Below are 21,007 nucleotides of genomic sequence, written 5' to 3' on the forward strand. Positions count from 1 at the left end.
CCCGCCTGTCCAAGCCTGCGAGGTCTGCAATGCCGTCTGAACTGTCCACTGATATCGTCATCGTCGGCGCCGGTGTCGCCGGGCTCTGGCTCAACGCGCGGCTGCGCGCCCTGGGCTATTCGACGGTGCTGGTGGAGAACGCGCGCCTGGGTGGCGGGCAGACGTTCAAGGCCCAAGGGATCATTCACGGCGGCGCCAAATACGCCCTGCACGGCGCGCTTACCGGGGCGTCCGAAGCGATTGCCGACATGCCGCGGCGCTGGCGTGAAGCGCTGGCCGGTGATGGCGAACTCGATCTTTCCGGTGTGCGGCTGCTGTCCGAGGCGCACTACCTGTGGTCGCCGGGCACCCTGGCGGGCAACCTCACCAGCTTTTTCGCCAGCAAGGCCGTGCGCGGTCGGGTCGATCAGGTCAAGGGCGAGCAGTTGCCACCGGCGTTGCAGGACCGCGCCTTCAAGGGCAAGGTCTACCGTCTGGCCGAGCTGGTGGTCGACGTGCCCAGCCTGGTCGCGCGGCTGGCCGAGCTGGCCGGTGATGGGCTGCTGGCCGGCGAGCGCATCGAGCCTTTGAATGACCAGGGCCGCCTGGCTGGGCTGATCGTCGATGGCCGGGCGATTCGTGCCCAGCGCGTGGTGCTCAGTGCCGGCGAAGGCACCCAGGCGCTGTTGACCGCGCTGGGTATAGAACAACCGGCAATGCAGCGTCGGCCACTGCACATGGTCCTGGCCAAGGGCGCCAACCTGAAACCGTTGTATGCCCATTGCCTGGGCGGTGGACCGAAGCCGCGCATCACCGTCACCACCCATCCGGGGGCCGACGGCCAATGGGTCTGGTACCTGGGTGGCGAGATCGCCGAGGCCGAAGGTGTGGCCCGCGAACCGGCGCAGCAGATCGCCGCCGCGCAGAAGGAAATCGCGCACCTGTTGCCGTGGGTCGATCAAAGCCAGATGCGCTGGGCCACGTTGCGGGTCAATCGCGCCGAGCCTGCGCAGTCAGGACTGGTTCGCCCGGACAACGCTTTCCTGGCCGATCAACCCGGTTTGCTGGTGGGCTGGCCGACCAAGCTGGCGCTGGCGCCCGACTTCGCCGACCGGGTCATCGGCGCCTTGCAGCGCGACGGCATTTCACCGCACACGCATGCGCCCCTGCCCGAACTGCCCAAGCCGGCCCTGGCCACACCTGTCTGGGATGAACTGCTGCCATGAGCCTGCCGACCCTGCACGATCTGCACCGCCCGCTGGGTGACACCGGCCTGCGGGTCTCCCCCCTGGGCCTGGGCACGGTGAAGCTGGGCCGCGACCAAGGGGTGAAATACCCCAGCGGCTTCACCATTCCCGACGACAGTGTGGCGCGCATGTTGCTCGACCAGGCGCGCCAGCTGGGCATCAACCTGATCGACACCGCACCGGCCTATGGCATCAGCGAAGAGCGCCTAGGCCCATTGCTGCGTGGCCAGCGTCAGGAGTGGGTTATCGTCAGCAAGGTCGGTGAAGAGTTCGAGGCCGGCCAGTCACGCTTCGATTTCAGCGCCGAGCACACGCGGTTCTCGGTGGAGCGCAGCCTGAAACGCCTGGAAACAGACTTCATTGATCTGTTGCTGGTGCATTCGGACGGCAACGATCTGGAGATTCTCGAGGGCAGTGAGGTGTACCAGACGTTGGCGGCGCTGAAAGCCGAAGGCAAGATTCGTGGCTTCGGCTTTTCCGGCAAGACCGTTCAGGGCGGGCTGAAAGCCTTGGAAACCGGGGACTGCGCCATGGTCACCTACAACCTGAGCGAGCAGTCCGAGCGCCCGGTGCTCGACTACGCAGCTGCCCACGGCAAGGCCATCCTGGTGAAAAAGGCCTTGGCCAGCGGTCATGCCTGCCTGGCACCGGGGGTCGATCCGGTGCGCGCCAGCTTCGAGCTGCTGTTCGCCCACCCTGGGGTCGCCAGTGCTATTGTCGGAACGATAAATCCGCTGCACCTGTCCCACAACGTAGCGACAGCCGCTGCCGTGCTACTCAGGAATTGACGCCGCCGACGCGGCCGACCCCGACGCAAGAAGGAGCCGTAATGCCGCGTACCCTGACACGAAAGAACCCTGGCAATTTCAAGACCCTGCCCCTTGCCGTCGAAGCCACGCCCGAAGCCCTGAGTTACGAAGCCGTGGGCATGCCCCTGAATTTCGCTCAGACCCTGGAACGGCGCAAACCGGTCGAGGTGAGTGACAGCGAACGCTTTCGCGTGGAGCTGGCCAACCTCGGCGTGTCGGTCCGGCTGACCTTGAACTGGCGTGGCCGGGACTACTGGGTGCTGGTGCGTCAACGCCGCGAAGACCGCGGCGATGTGGTGCTCAAGCTGATCTCCGGCTATGTGCCGGCCCATGAGGTGAATCTGCCGCTGCACACGGCCATTCAGGAAATCGCCGAGGAGTGTCTGCTGGAGACTTCGGAAGGCTGGCTGGGCGGGCGTTTCAACGACACCTGGCTGCCGACGCCGTATGACCAGGTGCTGCGCTATCACGAGCCCCTGCCCTTTCGCTTGAGCACCCGTTCCGGCGCGGCGCGCCCGGTGCGCTGTGGCAGCCTGAACCTGATCGAGCGGCCCCGGGCCTACGTGCACGTGCCGACGGCTTCGTTGCAGTTGGTCTACGACCTGCGTCTGGAGGTGCCGCCCCAGGCCAAGGGGCTCAGCCTGTTCCATGTGGAGGAGCGCCTGGAAAAAGGAGAGCTGATCACCCGCCTGAGCCGGAGCAGGCCCGACCTGTACCTGATCCCGCTGAAGGACGGTCAACCGGTCGCCGAGCTGTACACCCTGAAGAAGGACAAGCTGCACGCCGCAGGCACACGGGGCGTTTACCTGGCCGAGAGTTTCGCTGCGCAAGAAGGTTGGTTGGTCCGCGACGAACGTGTGCGCTGGCGCGACTGGGTGGCGGAAAAAGGCCTGGCCATCCCGAAGAAGCCGCGTACCAGTCTGCAGAAATTCAAGGTCAAGGCGCGGGTGCTGGTTCGCAAGGTGCGCAGCGGTCTGCACAAGTAATCCCATTGCCCCTACCGAATACCGTCATGCGGTGTGCCTGGAAAACCGCGGTGCGGCCGGACGNGCCTCTGCAGCAGCGGCGCGAGCCGCGTCGGCGGTGGACGCGGTCCCTGTAGCAGCGGCGCGAGCCGCGTCGGCGGTAGACGCGGTGCATTTGCGGGAACGTGGTAAAACCTGACGCCTCAACGGCTGCGGATTTTCTCGACGATGGCGGTGGTCGAGCTGTTTTCCACCAGCCCCAGTACCTTTACCGTGCCGCCATAGGCAGCCACGATATCGGCACCTACCACTTGCTCCATCGAATAATCCCCTCCCTTCACCAGCACATCCGGGCGTACATGGGTCAGCAGGTTTTCCGGTGTACCTTCGGCAAAACTGATCACCCAGTCCACCGCCCCGAGCCCGGCCAACACCGCCATGCGCCGGTCGACGCTGTTGATCGGCCGACCCGGCCCTTTCAGACGGCTTACCGAAGCGTCATCGTTGACCGCCACGATCAGCCGGTCACCCTGAGCGCGGGCCTGTTCCAGATACGTCACGTGGCCCGCATGGAGGATATCGAAGCAGCCATTGGTGAACACGATGCGCTCGTTGTGCGCCCGCGCATCGTCGATCGCCAGCAGCAACTGCTCGAGGCTCAACACGCCGCGTTCCGAACCTTCCTCGCGCTGGATGGCACGGCGCAGTTCAGGTGCGCTGATCGCCGCCGTACCCAGCTTGCCGACCACGATGCCCGCCGCCAGATTGGCCAGGGCCACCGCATGGGGCAACTCTTCGCCTGCGGCGATGGCCGCTGCCAGGGTGGAGATTACGGTATCGCCGGCACCAGTCACGTCGAACACTTCACGGGCCCGCGCGGGTAAGTGCAGGGCCGGATGATCAGGGCGCAACAGGGTCATGCCGTGCTCGCCACGGGTCACCAGCAGTGCGCCCAGATCCAGCTCGCTCATCAGCGCGGCGCCTTTGGCCACCAGTTCTGCCTCATCGGCGCAACCGCCGACGATGGTTTCGAATTCGCTGAGGTTGGGCGTGATCAGGCTGGCGCCTCGATAGATCGAGAAATCCTTGCCCTTGGGGTCGGCCAGCACGGGAATGTTGCGCGCGCGCGCCGCCTGAATCAGCGCCTGATGGTTTTTCAGCGCGCCCTTGCCATAGTCCGACAGCACCAGCACCTTGACGCCTTCGAGCAACGCTTCGACTTCGTTGCCCAGCGCTACCGGGTCAGTGGCAAACGCTTCTTCGAAGTCGATGCGCAACAGTTGTTGATGGCGGCTCATGACCCGCAACTTGACGATGGTCGGCTGGTGGGCAATGCGCTGGAACACCGCTGTGACGCCGGCAGCCTTCAAGCTGTTGCCCAGGCTGTCGGCGGCCTCGTCGGTACCGGTCACACCCACCAGAGAAGCCGGCGCACCCAGTGCGGCGATGTTCAACGCAACGTTGGCGGCACCACCAGGCCGATCCTCGATCTGTTCGACCTTGACCACCGGCACCGGTGCTTCCGGGGAGATGCGCGAAGTACCGCCATGCCAGTAACGGTCGAGCATGACATCGCCGACCACCAATACAGGGGCCGACTCGAATCGCGGCATGGATAACTTCATGGGCAACCCACATACAAAATGAACAGGGCGGCGATATTAACACGCAAGCACCCGATAGGCCTCCCACCCCACCTCGGGAGCGGTGATCCCCGTAGGAGCGGCCAGTGGCCGCGAAGGGGACGCCGCGGTAAGCCTGACACACCGCGCCGCCCATTCGCGGCCGATGACCGCTCCTACATGCGAGCAGTGATCCCCGTAGGAGCGGCCAGTGGCCGCGAATGGGACGCCGCGTATCACCTGACACACCGCGCCGTCTGATTCGCGGCCGATGACCGCTCCTACATGCGAGCAGTGATCCCCGTAGGAGCGGCCAATGGCCGCGAAGGGAACGCCGCGTATCACCTGACACACCGCGCCGTCTGATTCGCGGCCGATGACCGCTCCTACATGCGAGCAGTGATCCCCGTAGGAGCGGCCAGTGGCCGCGAAGGGAACGCCGCGTATCACCTGACACACCGAGCCGTCCGATTCGCGGCCGATGACCTCTCCTGCAAGGGGGTGCAATCCCACGCAATAGCGCAATGCCATAGGAAGATCGCAGTCCTGCAGGGCTCAGGTGATGTCGGTTTTCGCAGGTTCGTCCAGGCCCATGGCGTGTAACCTGGCGTAATAGCCGTTCTGCGCCAGCAACTGCGCGTGCGTGCCGCGCTCGACGATGCGGCCCTGGTCCATCACCAGAATCTGGTCGGCCTTTTCGATGGTCGACAGTCTGTGAGCGATCACCAAGGTGGTCCGCCCTTTCATCACATGGTCCAGCGCAGCCTGGATATGTCGCTCCGATTCGGTATCCAGCGCCGAGGTCGCTTCATCCAGAATGAGCACGGGGGCATTCTTGAGCAACGCCCGGGCAATCGCCAGGCGTTGGCGCTGGCCACCGGACAACAGCACGCCGTTCTCGCCCACCTGCGTGTCGAAACCCTCGGGCAGACGATCGATGAATTCCTTGGCATAGGCATCGGCCGCCGCCGCCACCACATCTTCGCGCGGCGCACCGGCCAGGTCACCGTAGGCAATGTTGTTGGCCACGCTGTCGTTGAACAGTGTCACGCTCTGGGTCACCAGCGCGATATGGCGGCGCAGGTTGCGCAACTGGTAGTCGGCAATCTCCACGCCATCGAGCAACACTTCGCCTTGATTGTGGTGATAGAAGCGCGGGATCAACCCGGCCAGGGTCGACTTGCCACTGCCCGAACGCCCCACCAGCGCAATCATCTGCCCCGGCTTGGCGGTGAAGTTGATGTCACTGAGCACTTGGCGATCGGTGCCGGGGTAAGTGAAGTTCAGGTTGCGCACTTCCAGCGAACCGCCAACGCGCTCGCGCTCCACTGTGCCGGTGTCCAGCTCGGGGGGAACGTCCAGCTGCTCGAAGATGCTTTCGGCACCGGCCACGCCCTTCTGCACCGTGGAGCTGACTTCCGACAGCTGGCGGATCGGCTTGGGCAGCAAGCCGGCTGCGGTGATGTAGGCCACCAGATCACCGGCCGTGGCATCGCCACGCATGTACAGCACCAGGAACATCAGCACGGCCATGGCGGTGTAGATCACCAGCTGCAACATCGGCGTGTAGATCGCGCCGGTCTTGGTCATGCGCAGTTGCTTGTCGGTGTTGCCCTGGCTGGCTTTGGCAAAGCGGTTCTGCTCGTAGCCTTCACCGCCGAAGCTGCGCACCACCCGATAGCCCTGGATGGTCTCGGATGCCACGTGGGTCACATCGCCCATGGCGACCTGAATCTTCTTGCTCTGCTTGCGGAATTTCTTGCTGGTGCTGCCGACCATGACGGCGATCAGCGGCAGAATGGCCAGCATGACCAGGGTCAGTTGCCAGTTCATCCAGATCAGGTAGATGAACAGGAACACCACCGTCAGGCCTTCGCGGATCACCACCTTGATGGCATCGGTCGCAGCGCCGGTCACCATGGTCACGTTGAAGGTGATGCGCGAGATCAGGTGGCCGGAGTTGTGCGTGTCGAAGTAGCGGTTGGGCAGTACCAGCAGCTTGTTGAACAGCTCCACGCGCAGGTCGTGGACCAGGCCCAGCGATACCTTGGCCAGGAAGTAGTTGCCCAGGTAGGAGCCCAGGCCCTGCCAGGCGGCGATCAGCACGATCAGTATGGGTACCGCCTGCAGCAGTTGCAGGTCGCGCAGGTAGGGCACATTGGGGAACAGTACCGCTTCGGGATTGCTCAGGCCGTCGACGAAATACTTGAGGATGCCGGCCAGCATGGGCTGGGTCGAGGCGAAGATCACGAAACCTATGATACTGATCAGGAACATGCCCACGTAGGGGCGAACGTAGCTGAGCAGCCGCAAATAGATTTTCAGGCTTGAATCCTGTTCCGCTGGGCGCGGTGAATCACTCATCGTCTAACTCACTGTTGGCGTAGAACGGGAATTTTATCACAGGGGGCCGATCGGGGATCGCGGTGCTGCAGCCAGACCGAGTCGCACCCTTCGCGGGCAAAGCAATCCCCCGTAGGAGCGGTCCGCGGCCGCGAAAGCCGCGCCGCAGTTCCGCCTGGCGGTAGAACATGCTGGCGCTTTTGGGCATCATGCCACCCGCCCTCTTCAATCAAGGCCTTATCACGATGCAATGCACCCGCCTTCCTCTGGCCGCTTTTGACACGCTGATCACCGGCGCCAAGGTGTTGGAAGCCGACAGCCATGGCGCGAAAGTGTACCTGCTCGCAGACGGCAAGATCCTGAAACTTTTCCGCCGCAAACGGCTGTTTTCCTCAGCCCTGCTGCGCCCGTATTCGGCGCGTTTCATCGCCAACGCCCAGCGTCTGCAGCAACTGGGCGTGCCGACCTTGAAGGTGCTGCAGCACTATCGTCTGGACAAGCCCGGCATGACCGCCGTGCTCTACGAGCCCCTGCCAGGCAGGAACCTGCGTCAGTTGATGGACACCGCCGACTTCACCTGGCAACACAGCCTGGAGCCGCTGATCGCCATGATTCGCCGGTTGCATCGCTCTGGGGTGTATTTCCGCTCGTTGCACTTGGGCAATGTGATCGTCACGCCCGAAGGAGAGCTGGGCCTGATCGACATGGCCGACATGAGCTTCACCCGCGGGCCTTTGTCGAAGCGCTTGATCAAGCGCAACCTCGAGCATTTCTCCAGGTATCTGGAGCGTGAACAGTTGACCGCCTGCTTCCCCTTGGCCGAGCTCAACAAAGCCCTGCTCAAGTAGCACCATGGCCCGTCCCCCGTAGGAGCGGCCAGTGGCCGCGAAAGCCGCACCGCGGTTCGGCCTGACACACCGTAGCGTCTATTTCGCGGGCAGAGCCCGCTCCCACAAGTACAGCGCAATCCCCTGTAGGAGCGGCCAGTGGCCGCGAAGGGCGCACCGCGGTTCGGCCTGACACACCGCAGCGCCTGTTTCGCGGGCAGAGCCCGCTCCCACAAGTACAGCGCAATCCCCTGTAGGAGCGGCCAGTGGCCGCGAAAACCGCACCGCGGTTCGGCCTGACACACCGCAGCGCCTGTTTCGCGGGCAGAGCCCGCTCCCACAAGTACAGCGCAATCCCCCGTAGGAGCGGCCAGTGGCCGCGAAAGCCGCACGCCGTTGCTAGGACAAGGCCAACCGCAGGCGTTGCCACACCGTCAATGGCGGATGCGGGCGAAGTGCCGGCTGCATCGCTTGCACGATACGCTCACCGATCCGGTCGAAACCGTATTCCCCCAGCACCAGCGCCTGTCCCGCCGCAGCGATGCGCTCGGCCAGCGCCGGCTCGCGGCGCAACTGCGCCAGCTTGGCCTGCAAGCTCGCCACGCTGTCGTACAACACCACCGTGCGCATGTCCTGGAACCCCAGCGCGCGGTTTTCCGCCTCGCCCTGGTCGAAGGTGAACAGCACACACCCGCACGCCATGGCTTCGAAATTCTTGATCATGTACTCGCCCATGCCCACATCGGCACTGACGAAAAAACGGATGCGGTTCAGCGTATCGCCATACTCCTGGCCGCTGTTGGTCCGCGTCACCAGCAACGGCTCCACCTGGCCGATCGCATCGAGCATCTGCTTGCGGCCACTGTAGGCCACGCTCTTGGTGCTGCCCACGAAAGCCAGCTCGATATCGCGCTCGCGGGTCTGCGGCGTCAGCAGGGCCTGGTCATAGCCCTTGGGCACGAAATGCGCATCGAAGCCCTCGGCGCGCAAGCGTTCGCTGACCATGAACCCCGAACTGATCACCCGCACCCACGGCAGCTGCTGGTAGTGCGCGCTGAACTTGCCGGTGTACTTGCACGCGATGTAGTTCTGGTAGGCGTCATGCTCCAGGATGACCAGATTGGGCACCGAACGAATGAACGCCACCTGGCGAATCTCCTGCTTGAAGCGCAGGAAAAACAGAATGCGGTCGTACCGGGCAACGTCCACTTCGCGCTTGAAATACCCTTTCAGATCGCGCTGCTGCGCGCCGTCCAACCAGCGCAGATCGCACTCGCAATGCGCGGCGATGCCTTCATATAGACGATCGAGAATGGCGCGCTGCTCTTTCTGCACCAGGAACAGTACTTTCATCATTGTGCTAACGGCACCTTATAAGTCTTTGCGCCAGAACAGTTCGTGGCGGCGCACCGCCTTGCGGAAAAATTCGTTTTCACCCGTCGCCGGCCAACGTCGACCGGCCAGCAACCATTGCAGCCAACGCCGCACGCGACGCTTGAACGGCGCCGGCGGTTGCAGGTCGTGCATCATGCCCAGCGCCATGGCCTTGTCCATCTGCACCGCCGCACCCACCGGCAGGCTGTACGGCAGCAGCCGTTCACGGGCATCGAAAAACGGTGGCAGGGCCACGCCTTCGCCAGCACGGCCCATAGGCCAACGGTCGTTGTCATGCAAATGGTTGGCATAGCCCAGCAGGTAGCGTGGCTGGTGCGCCACCCCTTGCAACGCCTGCAGCACCGCTGCCTGCGCGCAGATGTGGTCCGGGTGCGGGTCGATGCTCGCGTGGGGCATCACCAGCACATCCGGCTGCGCCCGTTGCAGCAGCTCGCGCAGGTCGGCGAGCAGATTGTTCCAGGTCGGCGCGCCATCGGCATCGGCCGGCAGGGCGAACGGATTGAGCTGGCGGAACGGACGGATGTCAGTCATGTCCGCCTCGCGCGAGCCACACGGCTGCTCGGGTGCCGCCTGCATCGCTGGCAGTTGCAGGCAGAAATACCCCAACTGCACGCACTGCTCGGCCGGCACCCCGGCCCAGCGCGGCACGGCCAGGCTGTCCCAGGCGCGCAGGCGCCCCTTCAAGCGAGCGGCGTCGGCCGGCGCCAGGCCCATCGCCTGATAGTGCTCGGCTTCGATCTCGCCTGCCGTCAAGGTCACGATCCAACTGCTCGCCGCGCGGCTGTACAAACCATAGGCCGCCAGCTCGGCATCGTCGGCATGGGGCGCAATGACCATGACCGTGTGCCGGGTGAAATCCGGATGCTGAAAGCGCCACAAGCGCGGCTCGCCAACGATGCGGCAGAACCGCCCGCGCAAGCGAAGGCGCCCTTGATTGAGCTCATCGGCAAAGCCGCTCAGATTCAGGTAGCGCAGGCCATCGACACCGCGCTCGAACGTCTGCCGGTCGTTCAGCTCGCCCCCGAGCAACTGCACATACGGATCGAACAGACGCCCCAGCCAGGACGCCTTCACATCCAGCGCCAGGATCAAAGTGTCAGCCGACTCGACGCGCTCTGCAACCTGCAGCACCTCGCCATTCAGGCTGACCTTGGCCAGCTCCGCTTCGCTGTCGAAGCTGTAGGCGTAATCGTCGCCCGGCGAATAGAACAAATGGTCGGCAAACCACGCCTCATGGGCCACCCAGGCCAGCAACAACAGGGGCAGCGGCAACCACCAGGCAACCAGCACACCCGCCAGCAGCATCGCCACCAGCCCGGCCAGCAGCACCCGACGCTTGTTGCGCCGGTGCCGGGCGAGCAACGCCTGTTTGCGGCTCATGCCTGAAACACCGGAACGGGGTTGCACCAGCGGTCCTTGTACTCGCGGTCGGCCCGGCCGAACGAGAAACGCAGTGGCTTGTTCACCGCGCGGGCCTGCTCCCAGGCGCTCTGGGTATTGAGGAAACTGAGCACGCTGCCGGGGCTGAACGCGCGGTTCTCCGGATCCACCCCGCCGTTGATGTATTCCACGCTGACCCAGTCTGGCGCCTCGACGCGGTACACCAGTTGAATGGCAACAGGCGCATCGCCCAGCAGCAGCACCGAGCCGATCATCAGCTCGCGCAGCAGGTCGATGACCTCGGCCATCCGCTCGGCGCCGGTCGCGGGAAAGCCCCAGCGGCGCTGGAACAGGTCACAGTAGATCGCTGCCAGCTCGGCGCTGGTGAATTCACTGACGGGCTTGGCCACGCCGCCGGCTTCTTCCAGCAGACGCAGTTCGCGGCGCTGGTTGTAGCGAAATTTCTTCGACAGGTCTTCGGGCGTGCGGGCCATGGCCAGGCTCTCGGCCTGAACCTTCAAGCCGCTGAAACGCCCCTGGTTCAGCTCCGACAGATAACGCCCATGGTGGCGCAGCGGTGCCTGGGCATCGGCGGCCGCCGGCAAAATCAACTCGGCGTTGCCCAGATCGTACAGGCCCTTCTTGCCGGCCTGCTTGAGCACGTCCTTGGACAGCGCCAGGTAGCGCCCCCAGGTGGGTATCGCTGCGACCAGTTCGCCCGCCTGCTCCCACCCCAGGTAGCGCACCGGAATGCCGGCCAGCGCAGCCAGCCGCTCGACCACCAGCGGGTGCGTCGCCACACTGCCGCCGAACTGCGTCCAGGCCTGGGCATAGGTGGCCGCGTCCACAGTTTGCCAGCCCCGTTCGCGCACGCTCTGCAATCGGTTGAGCATCATGTGGCCGCCGTCAGTGCGGTGACCATCGGCAGTTGCCAGAAAGCCTTGCGCACCGCGCGGTCGCAGAAGCGCGTCTCGAGGCGTTCGGCCATGTGCGCTTCGCACTGCGCGCGCTGGTAGCGATCCATCCTGGCCATGTGTTCCAGCCCCTGCGCCAGGCGCTCGGCGTCGCCCAGCGGAAACAGGATACCGACGCCCTCGACGATCTCCGGTGCGCCACCGCAGGCCGTGGCCAGCAGCGGCACATTGGCCGCCATCGCTTCAAGCAGGACCATGCCGAACGGCTCGTGGTCGGAGCTCAGGGCGAACACGTCGAACGCCTTGAAATACAGCCGTGCCTGGGCCACCTGGCCAAGAAACCGCACGCGCTCGGCAATGCCCAGCTCCACGGCCAGGTCCTTGAGATTCTGTTCCAGGCGCCCAGAACCGATGATCACCAGCAGCGCTTCCTGAGGCAGTTTTGCCCAGGCCAAAGCAAAGCCGCGCAGCAAGGTCGCCTGGTCTTTATCCGGGTGCAGGCGACCGACGTTGCCGACGATCCAGGCATCGGGCGCCAACCCCAACGCCTGGCGGGCTTCGGCCGCAGGCAGCAAGTTTTTCTGCAAGGTAAAGGTGTTCAAACGGTTGTACAGCGTGGCGATGCGCTCGGGCGCCCAACCGGGCAGGCAGCGGCGCATGTCGTCGCGCACCGCATCGGACACACCCAGCAAGCTCAAGCGTTTGCGGAACAACTGCGCAAACACCCGGCGCGAACGACGCTGATAGTCGCCGAATGCATGGTGCACGCCGATCACCGGCAGCGAAGTGCCGAGCAGGGCAACATAGATAGGCTTGAACCGGTGCGCGATGCAGAAGGCGAATGTGCGCGCAGCGGTGATCTTGCGCAGCTCGCGAATGGCACCCAGCTTCAAGCCACGGATGTCCTTGGAACTGAACTCCATGAACAGCACTTCGTCGCTCTCGCAGCCAGCGGCCACCTGAGCATCGGCCGCGCCGGTCAGGAACACGGTGGTCACCCGGTAGCCACGGCCCACGAACAGGCTGGCGTACTGACGGGCACAGTCGAGGAACGGCCCGTCATAGCCGTGGCAGAACTGCAGCACATGACGCTCAGTCGAGCGCGTCATAGGCTTGAGCACCCTCTTTGACCACCAGAATGTCTTCCATGACCAGGTACTCGAGGTCCGAGCCGTAGAACATGTTCAACGCATCGGTGGGCGAGCAGATCATCGGCTCGCCACGGCGGTTGAGCGAGGTGTTCAGCGACACGCCATTGCCGGTCAGCTCTTCGAGGGCCTTCATCATGTCGTAGTAGCGCGGGTTGTACTCGCGCTTGAGCACCTGGGCGCGCGAGGTGCCGTCTTCGTGGACCACTTCCGGCACGCGGGTCTTCCATTCCTCGGCCACCTCGAAGGTGAACGTCATGAACGGCGCCGGGTGGTCGATCTTGATCATCTGCGGCGCGACGGTGTCGAGCATCGATGGGCAGAAAGGCCTCCAGCGCTCGCGGAACTTGATCTGGTGGTTGATGCGGTCGGCCACGCCCGGCACGCTCGGGCAACCGATGATCGACCGACCACCCAGCGCCCGCGGGCCGAACTCCATGCGTCCCTGGAACCAGGCCACCGGGTTGCCGTCGACCATGATCTGCGCGATCTGCTTGGGCATGTTGCCCAGCATGCGCCCCTTGGGCTTGTTCGGATGACGCGCGCAGGCAGCGATCACGTCTTCGTTGGTGTAGGACGGGCCCAGGTACACGTGCTCCATCTTCTCCACCGGCACGCCGCGGGCATGGGACACGTAGGCCGCCGCCCCGACCGCCGTACCGGCGTCGCCGGAAGCCGGCTGCACGAACAGCTCCTTTACGTCCGGGCGGGCGATGATCTTCTGGTTCAGCTTGACGTTCAGCGCGCAGCCACCGGCGAAGGCCAGCTTGCCGGTCTGCTTGAGCACGTCGCCCAGGTAGTGGTCGATCATCTGCAGGGCGAGTTTTTCGAACAACGCCTGCATGCTGGCCGCGTAGTGGATGTACGGCTCGTCGGCGATGTCGCCTTCGCGCTTGGGGCCCAACCATTCGATCAGCTTGGGCGAGAAGTAGAAACCCTTGCCCTTCTCTTTATAGCGGCGCAGGCCGATGACGTTGGCGTAGTCGGTGTTGATCACCAGCTCGCCGTTCTCGAACGAGGCCAGGCGCGAGAAATCGTACTTGCTGGCATCGCCATAGGGCGCCATGCCCATGACCTTGAACTCGCCGTCGAGCATCTCGAAGCCGAGGAATTCGGTGATCGCGCCATACAGGCCGCCCAGCGAATCCGGGTCGAAGAACTCCTTGATCTTGTGGATCTTGCCGTTCTCGCCGTAGCCGAAAAAGGTGGTGGCGTACTCACCCTTGCCGTCGATACCGAGGATCGCGGTTTTTTCCTGGAAGCCCGAGCAGTGGTATGCACTTGAGGCGTGCGCCAGGTGATGCTCGACCGGTTCGATCTTGATCTTCTTCGCGTCGAAGCCCAACTGTTCCAGGCAGAAGACGATCTTGTTGCGGTAGCGCTTGTAGCGACGGTTGCCCATCAACAGCGCATCGAGGGCGCGGTCCGGGGCATACCAGTAGCGCTTGGCGTAGTGCCAACGGGCCCTGCCGAACAGACTGATGGGCGCGAACGGAATCGCCACCACATCGACGTCCGACGGCTTGATGCCGGCTTGTTCCAGGCAGAACTTGGCCGATTCATAGGGCATGCGGTTCTTTGCATGTTTGTCGCGCACGAAGCGCTCTTCTTCGGCGGCGGCAACCAGCTTGCCGTCGATGTACAGCGCCGCGGAAGGGTCATGGCTAAGGGCGCCGGACAGGCCAAGAATCGTCAATGCCAAGGGTCTAGCCTCTTTGAGCGGAATGGGTGCGCGCGCGGTGATCGGGCACGGCGGGCGGCGAAAGGCGGGGATTATAGCGTAATAAGCGATGGCTCAACCAACACCCCTGTGGCGGTGGTGCTGTGGCGAGCGATCCGTCCAGTCACAGACAAAAATCGAAGATCTCTGGTTTTCCTTGGGCAGGGTCAAACACGTATGATTGAAACGGCAAGCGCTAGAAGTGATTGAGGCGCAGCGAGCGTTGGATCTCCCCGGGCAATAATGAAGGTCCGGAAATTCTAGTCAAAGCGCTATGGGGACTGAGATGTCCGTGTTGGATGAAAAAATCGGTCGCTGAACATTCAGCGACCGGGTAAGACTAAGCAATTCGTCATGATAACAGCACTTGCAGCTAGAATAGCTTGCCTTTCAACAAACAAGTATCACCAGCCCACAACCTGGACATTTAGGCCAAATCCTAATTCTTCCGAAACACAAGCCGCGGCGACATAGATGTCCCTAGCTGACTACAGGCTCTGTCTATAGCCTTGCCAATACACATCGAACGGGCAATTTAATAACACTGCCTTATGATCTAAGCGACTCACCTTGCTTATGATTAGCGGTACGGACAGGCACCAAAGATTTTAAAACCCTGGATCGTACTCCATAGAAAAATTATCTAGGTAGCCGTACGTATTAGGCATCGACATAAAATATACTCCCGAAATACGCCATGTAGGATTGGCCTTCACATCTACCCTCACCCACCCTGACTGTATCGTCCGCCCATCAGACCGCCCGTTTTCATAGAGTACCCACATAGTACCCTCTACACTTGTACCAAACTGAACTGCAACACAGGAAGGCTTGAACTCTAAAACTATATACTCAACCGAATTGCCAGTAGCGGAATATCTAACAGCGTTACCTGAGATAAAAGGCTCAAGCTCTAGAGGTGGATACTGAACAATGTCTACCCGAGTCTTATATTGATCGGAAATCCAGAGCTTATCTAACTTCAATGGTAGATTGACAGGGCCTACCGGAACATTATCAAACCCTTCAGCACCCGGCGGGGTAACTGCCTTGATTTTCGACAACTCAAACGGCACCGCCTCGGACGTTTTCACCAGCCCATTCTCAACGCGTGCCACCGTGTACGCCACTGACACTGCCTTGTCCTGGCTCAACTCCGCCACCGCCTTGGGCACCGTGAATTCCAGTGGCTGCGCTGTCGTCAGTTGCCTAGCGGGCAACACCAGGGACCCCGCTGGATCCACCGCCGTCCATTCCAACCCTACCCATTGGCCTGGTTCGATTCCTCCATACGCCGGTGTCGTAATCTTCACACCTGTACCAGGAATGGCCGCAGGATCCAAATACCCATTGGTTTCGTTTTCCACAGTTGGTGCAGGCAGCACCAAAGTCAACTGAGTCATGTTCAGCACTCCTTCAGGAAATATAACCGCTTCACTTTCACTCACGCTCTTGCCCATACCCACTTTCAGTTCCAGGGTCAGTGGCAGAGTGTTCTCCAGTCGCAACAGAAAACTACGAGGCAGGTTGACTTGCAGCCCTGAGCTAACTTGCGCAGCCGTCACTGCGGACCCCATCGCCAGCTCTACGCTGCGCGTCGTGCCGTCATCCAGTGTCCCGTGCGCGCGCAGCCAGTAAGTTTGGCCTGTGGTCATCAACGGCCACGGCACCGCCACTACCGTGGCATCTCCCGCGAAGGCGTTGAGATCCAGCACTGCCGGTGAACCGTTGGCCTGGGCAACGCTTGGCGCCACCAGTTGTCCCGAAGTGAACGCCAGCACCTGCAAGCTCAACACCTCGGACACCGGCCTCACCACCCCACTCTGATTGGCCGCATAAAACACCTCCGCCGTCTTGCCCAGCGAAGCCGCCAGAATCGGCGCAGGAATGGCCCCCCGTGCCTCACCCGCAACGCTGACGGTGATGGGCGGGATCGCCTGGTCGGCATTCCCTGCCACACGCCAGAACGGCATAACGCTATCGCCTATGCGCAGGCGCGTATCGCGCAGCACGAAGCTCGCGGTGTTGGCTTGTGTGGTGCCGGGTCTGACAGGGCTCCAGGAGGTAACCGGTGCGCCGGTCGAGTCGTGAATCTGCGGCGCCGGCCAGGTCTGGCTCGCGGCATCCTGCACCGAGATCAGCACGCTTTCGGAAACCCCCGTGGCTCCCGCGCTGGGAATCAGCTCGTACCACACGTTGACCGAGCCATTGAGGTTGGGGTCCACGTAGCGGGTCTTGTCCACCCAGAAGCTCAAATCACCTACCGCAGTGATGGGCAGTTCCACCGGCGGGTTGATGCTCGTGCTCGAGCCCTCCCAGTGCAGCCGCGCCTTGCCGCCAACGTACAACGGCGAGCCGACGGTGACCTTGACGGTGATGCCGCCCGTAGCCAGGTCGGCGGGGTCCAGCACGTCGCCAGGTTTCAATGCCGGGCTGAAGGTGGGCGCGGGCAGCGAGGCGCCGGCGCCGACCACGGTCAAGGCCAGGGCGGGCGAACGGTACACCGTGCCGTCGGCCAGCTTGACGGTGTAGGACACCTCCAGCGTGCCGCCGATGAGTTCCAGTGCCTTGTCCTTGAGCACCAGTATGCTCAGCGGCCCACCGACGTTGCCGCTGTCGACCGCGCGCATCTCTTCGTGATACACCGCCCCGCCGGGGCCGGTACCACTCCAGATCAGGGTCACGTTGCTGCCGCTGACCAGCAGCGGGTTGGCCAGCACGATGACCTCGACGGTGTTTTCGCTGATGGACTCTGGTGCCAGGGTGCCACCGGATGCCTTGGGTACTTCCGGCATTTTCAGTTCGTTGCGCGTGCCCACCACGCCGAATGTCGAGCCGCTGGAGATCTTCGCTGCGCCGCCGGCGGCCGGAATGGCGGTGTAGTACACGTACGCCTGGCTGTCGATCAGCACGGCGGCCACGTCCTTGGGCACCTGGAAGTTGAGAAAGCGGTTGCTGCCCAGCTGCTGGGCCGGGGTGCTGAAATCCTGGAAAGGGCCTTCCACCGGCCGTCCGGTCCAGTGCACGACGATGTTGTCGTCGACGGCGATGGTCGAATAGCGATTGACGCGGATTTCCACCAGGCCGTCGGTGATGGTATCCAGATGCAGGTCGCCGGTCTGGGTGCCTTCCACGGTCGGCTCGGGCAATGAGCCACGCGCATACACGGTGGTCAGCACGCTGGGGCTGTAGCGTGAATAGTTCTGCACCTTGTCGCGGATGCTGTAGCGCACGATCAGGTCGGTGCCGGGGCGGGCGGCAATGACGCTGTTGGGCACGGTGATGGTGATGCTGCGGTTGAGGTCGCTGGTTTGCAGCGGGCCGTAGTGAATGGCCGTGCCGGCCCAGAACAGGGTGACGATATCGCCCTCGCTCTGGTGGGTATATTGCTGGATCGTCACCGCCAGGTCGCCCACCAGGCTGACGTCGGAGATGAGGTCCGGCACGCCATAGGGCAGCCCGAGATTGGGGTTGAGTGAAGGATCGCTGGCGTCCGGCGGCTCGGGCGGGTCGCCAGGCACCGTCAGCTTGATCGGCACCACCAGCGACTGCGATGCCCGCTCGTTACCGGCTGAATCCTTGACGTGGTAGTGCAGCGTCGCCTCGAGCGCGTCGGGGGAAATGTAGTATGCATCGGCAACCAACGCCTGAGTGGCGGTGGCGTCGGTCACCCTGGCGAAGTCCATGTAACCGTCATTCCAGTAGAGGTCGATGATGTCATTCACCGCCATGCCCACGTAGGGCTCTACCAGCACGGCAATCAGGCCGTTGTCGTAGTCGTCTTTGTTGATGCCGCCATGGGAGATCGCGGCCGGTACCAGGGGTGCGTAGATATTGGGGTCGGGCGCCACGCCACCATGTCGGGCACCGTGGTTGACATGGTCGCTGCCGTAGGCGGCTTTGCGGATGGCGCGTAATAATGAACGGGGTGGATTTTTCACGATGGATCACCTCGAGGAAGTTGAGGGAATATCGAAGAGTAGAGAGGCGAGCAATCAAGCAGCAGTCACCTGAGAGAACAAGTTAGGCTTGAAAACCGGAAAGTGCAAATAACGGGAAGAGTGACAAACTTAGTAAGTTTTCGCGCCCAAGTCTATGTGAGGCATACGTTTTATTCGCACAACGATTGAATGCGAGAGCTCAAGAGAAGTTAGTATATTTTTGTACTTTGGATGCGGCTATAAAAAATAATATTCAACATTGCATTGAAAGTAAAAAGGCGAGCTTTTGCATATGCTAGTTAGCTCGTTAAAATACGGAAAATCTACTTGCCAAGCAGGTAGCCATGCCTCTGAAGAAGCAGTGCCAGGCTGATGGGGGCGAACGGAATGGCCACCACGTCAACGTCCGACGGCTTGATGCCGGCTTGCTCCAGGCAGAACTTGGCCGATTCGTAGGGCATGCGGTTCTTTGCATGTTTGTCGCGCACGAAGCGCTCTTCTTCGGCGGCGGCAACCAGCTTGCCGTCGATGTACAGCGCCGCGGAAGGGTCATGGCTAAGGGCGCCGGACAGGCCAAGAATCGTCAATGCCAAGGGTCTAGCCTCTTTGAGCGGAATGGGTGCGCGCGCGGTGATCGGGCACGGCGGGCGGCGAAAGGCGGGGATTACAGCGTAATAAGCGGCCCGCCAGACACACCCCCTGTGGGAGCAAGCTCTGCCTGCCCAGAAGCCAGCCTAACGCGTCCCCCTCCCAAACCGATGCATTATCGCCCACCACCAAGCCACGGTTTTGGATTGCTTCTACCATGGTCAAACTCCTCTTCTTCAACGCAGTGGAAGAAACGCGACCACAATAAAGACCCTCACATTTGTGATCAAACAAATGGCGGGCAGATGGCTCGTAGATTGGGCAATCGGGATGTCGGGCACTTGGCGTACTCGAAAGCCGCCGGTGCACTGCCTACTGTAGGGCATGCTACGGTACAAAAATCGGGACGCAGGAAAAACGGCGCATGATCAGTGGATGAAAAAAACGGTCGCCAAATCGCGGCGACCGATTAAAAGCACCGAACCAGTATGCCGGCCTAACCATTCCGGGCGGGGCTAGCAGCGAGGTGATTAAATGACTTAACGCTCCTTTGACAACGCTTCCGGAATCAGACGTATGATAACTACTTAAGAGCATTGTAGCGATCAAGTGTGATTACTAACCAGCATACTACGCCCATTCGAAAACAAAGTTATCTAAGTGCAGCGTGCCATTGAGCGCTTGGAAAACTATCCGATGGCAAGGTCTATCCCGCGTGAATGTCACGGTTATTTCCTTAGCTCCGCCTAGTTGACTGGTTTTTATCAATTGCTGGCTCGCATCATAGTAACGAATTGAATCGTTCGTAACGTTGTTCGCGCTGTTGTACTTGATCTTTAGAGCTCCCGCCTTTAAATCTGCCCGAGCATCTGGCGATCCGGTCGAAGTGATATAGTTACCGTATAGACCACCCCAGGGTGCCTGGCTACCTTCGTATATTATGCAGTTATATATAGTCATTGTAGGCAAGCTAAGCCCTTCGGCTCCGACCGGTCCTATTTGGGCATTTTCAAAGTCTTCCGTAGTAGGTAATGTTCGACTAAAGGAGTGTGCTGAGGAGACGCGCTCACTGCCATACAGCGCCTTGGCAGTCAGAGCGTGAGCGCCATGAGCTAGCTCTGTGACATAGTGAGACCACCCACCACCGCCATCTACCTCCGCCACACCTTTGGACACTGACGTATTATCAAAAATCTCGATCTGTTGCATCGCTGTGGCTGTACCTCTGATTTCCACATTAGCGTCATGAGTGGTCCCGTTGTCAGAGACTTCACCCATCGAATCTCTCACACTGCTTATCACTGGAGTGGTATCTGCTACGGCTTTCACGTTGTAGACCTTTGGCACAAAGGCCACTGCATTCAGTTCTTCCTGCGTCCCGCCCAACCCGGCCTTGAACGTAATGGTCAAGGCACTGCTGTCCTGGAGTTGCTTAAGTTCGGCAATGGGCAAGGTGGTTGACCAGTGACCATCCATAAGCCAGGTGGCATTGACCTTCGAACTTCCCGCTGCCCAGATGACTTTCGAATACGGCGAGCCGTCGCTTTTGGTGCCGCTCAGGCTCAACCACACCGGTTGCCCCTCGGCTATCAACGGCCACACGCCCACGCGTAGCGTAGCGGTAGCTGCGCCTGACACATCAAGCTCAGGTCCGGCCCCACTGTTCGCTGCTTCCAGAATGACCAGCTCGCTCAACGCCGTCGCTGGCAACGCCAGCACCTGCAAACTCAACACCTCGGACACCGGCCTCACCACCCCACTCTGATTGGCCGCATAAAACACCTCCGCCGTCTTGCCCAGCGAAGCCGCCAGAATCGGCGCAGGAATAGCCCCCCGTGCCTCACCCGCAACGCTGACGGTGATGGGCGGGATCGCCTGGTCGGCATTCCCCGCCACACGCCAGAACGGCATGACGCTATCGCCTACGCGCAGGCGCATATCGCGCAGCACGAAGCTCGCGGTGTTGGCTTGTGTGGTGCCTGGCTTGACAGGGCTCCAGGACGTGACCGGCCCACCGGTATGATCGTGAATCTGCGGCGCCGGCCACGTCTGGCTCGCGGCATCCTGCACCGAGATCAGCACGCTTTCGGAAACCCCCGTGGCTCCCGCGCTGGGAATCAGCTCGTACC

The 21,007-nt window shown here is 62.0% G+C and carries 12 protein-coding genes and 2 pseudogenes; 4 read left to right on the forward strand and 10 right to left on the reverse strand.

Annotated elements, in window-relative coordinates; all coding sequences use genetic code 11:
• Positions 1 to 29: 29 nt before the first annotated feature.
• Genes IFT76_RS20575 through IFT76_RS20585 form a run of 3 tightly spaced genes read left to right on the forward strand, consistent with a single transcriptional unit; the run spans position 30 to position 3,021 of the window.
• The gene (locus IFT76_RS20575; protein ID WP_192060094.1) at positions 30 to 1,205 is read left to right on the forward strand and encodes an NAD(P)/FAD-dependent oxidoreductase; all 1,176 of its coding nucleotides are present in this window, start codon (positions 30 to 32) and stop codon (positions 1,203 to 1,205) included.
• Positions 1,202 to 2,014, forward strand: a complete 813-nt coding sequence (locus IFT76_RS20580) for an aldo/keto reductase (protein WP_192060096.1) — start codon at positions 1,202 to 1,204, stop codon at positions 2,012 to 2,014. Before IFT76_RS20575 ends, IFT76_RS20580 begins: the two co-directional genes overlap by 4 nt.
• A gap of 41 nt (positions 2,015 to 2,055) precedes the next feature.
• Positions 2,056 to 3,021 (forward strand): metal ABC transporter ATPase, encoded by a 966-nt coding sequence (locus IFT76_RS20585; RefSeq protein WP_185795359.1) that lies wholly within the window; start codon positions 2,056 to 2,058, stop codon positions 3,019 to 3,021.
• A gap of 182 nt (positions 3,022 to 3,203) precedes the next feature.
• Here the strand turns inward: IFT76_RS20585 and hldE are convergent, their stop codons facing one another.
• Positions 3,204 to 4,625 carry a bifunctional D-glycero-beta-D-manno-heptose-7-phosphate kinase/D-glycero-beta-D-manno-heptose 1-phosphate adenylyltransferase HldE gene (hldE, locus tag IFT76_RS20590; RefSeq protein ID WP_122477071.1) on the reverse strand — a complete coding sequence of 474 codons (1,422 nt, stop codon included), beginning with the start codon at positions 4,623 to 4,625 and terminating at the stop codon, positions 3,204 to 3,206.
• A gap of 552 nt (positions 4,626 to 5,177) precedes the next feature.
• On the reverse strand, positions 5,178 to 6,986 hold the full coding sequence (gene msbA, locus IFT76_RS20595) for a lipid A export permease/ATP-binding protein MsbA (protein ID WP_122477070.1): 1,809 nt from the start codon (positions 6,984 to 6,986) through the stop codon (positions 5,178 to 5,180).
• A gap of 224 nt (positions 6,987 to 7,210) precedes the next feature.
• On the opposite strand from msbA, the gene IFT76_RS20600 reads away from it, so the two are divergent.
• Positions 7,211 to 7,813, forward strand: coding sequence for a lipopolysaccharide kinase InaA family protein (locus IFT76_RS20600; RefSeq protein ID WP_185795362.1), 603 nt, complete (start codon positions 7,211 to 7,213; stop codon positions 7,811 to 7,813).
• Between the two features lie 378 nt (positions 7,814 to 8,191).
• Here the strand turns inward: IFT76_RS20600 and IFT76_RS20605 are convergent, their stop codons facing one another.
• From IFT76_RS20605 to IFT76_RS20640, 8 genes and pseudogenes are all read right to left on the reverse strand, one after another.
• Positions 8,192 to 9,145 (reverse strand): glycosyltransferase, encoded by a 954-nt coding sequence (locus IFT76_RS20605; RefSeq protein ID WP_192060105.1) that lies wholly within the window; start codon positions 9,143 to 9,145, stop codon positions 8,192 to 8,194.
• Positions 9,146 to 9,163: 18 nt separating this feature from the next.
• Positions 9,164 to 10,567 carry a PIG-L family deacetylase gene (locus tag IFT76_RS20610; RefSeq protein ID WP_192060098.1) on the reverse strand — a complete coding sequence of 468 codons (1,404 nt, stop codon included), beginning with the start codon at positions 10,565 to 10,567 and terminating at the stop codon, positions 9,164 to 9,166.
• On the reverse strand, positions 10,564 to 11,460 hold the full coding sequence (locus IFT76_RS20615) for an antimicrobial resistance protein Mig-14 (RefSeq protein WP_192060107.1): 897 nt from the start codon (positions 11,458 to 11,460) through the stop codon (positions 10,564 to 10,566). The genes IFT76_RS20610 and IFT76_RS20615 overlap by 4 nt, the downstream gene beginning before the upstream one ends.
• Entirely contained in the window at positions 11,460 to 12,590 is a 1,131-nt protein-coding gene (locus tag IFT76_RS20620; RefSeq protein WP_192060100.1) for a glycosyltransferase, read from the reverse strand. Before IFT76_RS20620 ends, IFT76_RS20615 begins: the two co-directional genes overlap by 1 nt.
• On the reverse strand, positions 12,574 to 14,331 hold the full coding sequence (locus tag IFT76_RS20625; protein WP_192060102.1) for a carbamoyltransferase family protein: 1,758 nt from the start codon (positions 14,329 to 14,331) through the stop codon (positions 12,574 to 12,576). The genes IFT76_RS20620 and IFT76_RS20625 overlap by 17 nt, the downstream gene beginning before the upstream one ends.
• Before the next feature lie 626 nt (positions 14,332 to 14,957).
• Positions 14,958 to 18,200 carry a hypothetical protein gene (locus tag IFT76_RS20630; protein ID WP_192060103.1) on the reverse strand — a complete coding sequence of 1,081 codons (3,243 nt, stop codon included), beginning with the start codon at positions 18,198 to 18,200 and terminating at the stop codon, positions 14,958 to 14,960.
• A gap of 455 nt (positions 18,201 to 18,655) precedes the next feature.
• Positions 18,656 to 18,883, reverse strand: a pseudogene (locus tag IFT76_RS20635) (carbamoyltransferase N-terminal domain-containing protein); the annotation flags it as partial.
• A gap of 625 nt (positions 18,884 to 19,508) precedes the next feature.
• Positions 19,509 to 21,007, reverse strand: a pseudogene (locus IFT76_RS20640) (hypothetical protein); the annotation flags it as partial.

It is taken from the genome of Pseudomonas sp. CFBP 13727, from assembly GCF_014841915.1.
GTDB lineage: Bacteria > Pseudomonadota > Gammaproteobacteria > Pseudomonadales > Pseudomonadaceae > Aquipseudomonas > Aquipseudomonas baltica.

Coding starts and splice junctions, on each gene's coding strand:
- IFT76_RS20610 (WP_192060098.1), bottom strand. CDS start 10,567: ATGAGCCGCAAACAGGCGTTGCTCGCCCGGCACCGGCGCAACAAGCGT.
- IFT76_RS20605 (WP_192060105.1), bottom strand. CDS start 9,145: ATGAAAGTACTGTTCCTGGTGCAGAAAGAGCAGCGCGCCATTCTCGAT.
- IFT76_RS20620 (WP_192060100.1), bottom strand. CDS start 12,590: ATGACGCGCTCGACTGAGCGTCATGTGCTGCAGTTCTGCCACGGCTAT.
- IFT76_RS20615 (WP_192060107.1), bottom strand. CDS start 11,460: ATGCTCAACCGATTGCAGAGCGTGCGCGAACGGGGCTGGCAAACTGTG.
- hldE (WP_122477071.1), bottom strand. CDS start 4,625: ATGAAGTTATCCATGCCGCGATTCGAGTCGGCCCCTGTATTGGTGGTC.
- IFT76_RS20600 (WP_185795362.1), top strand. CDS start 7,211: ATGCAATGCACCCGCCTTCCTCTGGCCGCTTTTGACACGCTGATCACC.
- IFT76_RS20580 (WP_192060096.1), top strand. CDS start 1,202: ATGAGCCTGCCGACCCTGCACGATCTGCACCGCCCGCTGGGTGACACC.
- msbA (WP_122477070.1), bottom strand. CDS start 6,986: ATGAGTGATTCACCGCGCCCAGCGGAACAGGATTCAAGCCTGAAAATC.
- IFT76_RS20575 (WP_192060094.1), top strand. CDS start 30: ATGCCGTCTGAACTGTCCACTGATATCGTCATCGTCGGCGCCGGTGTC.
- IFT76_RS20585 (WP_185795359.1), top strand. CDS start 2,056: ATGCCGCGTACCCTGACACGAAAGAACCCTGGCAATTTCAAGACCCTG.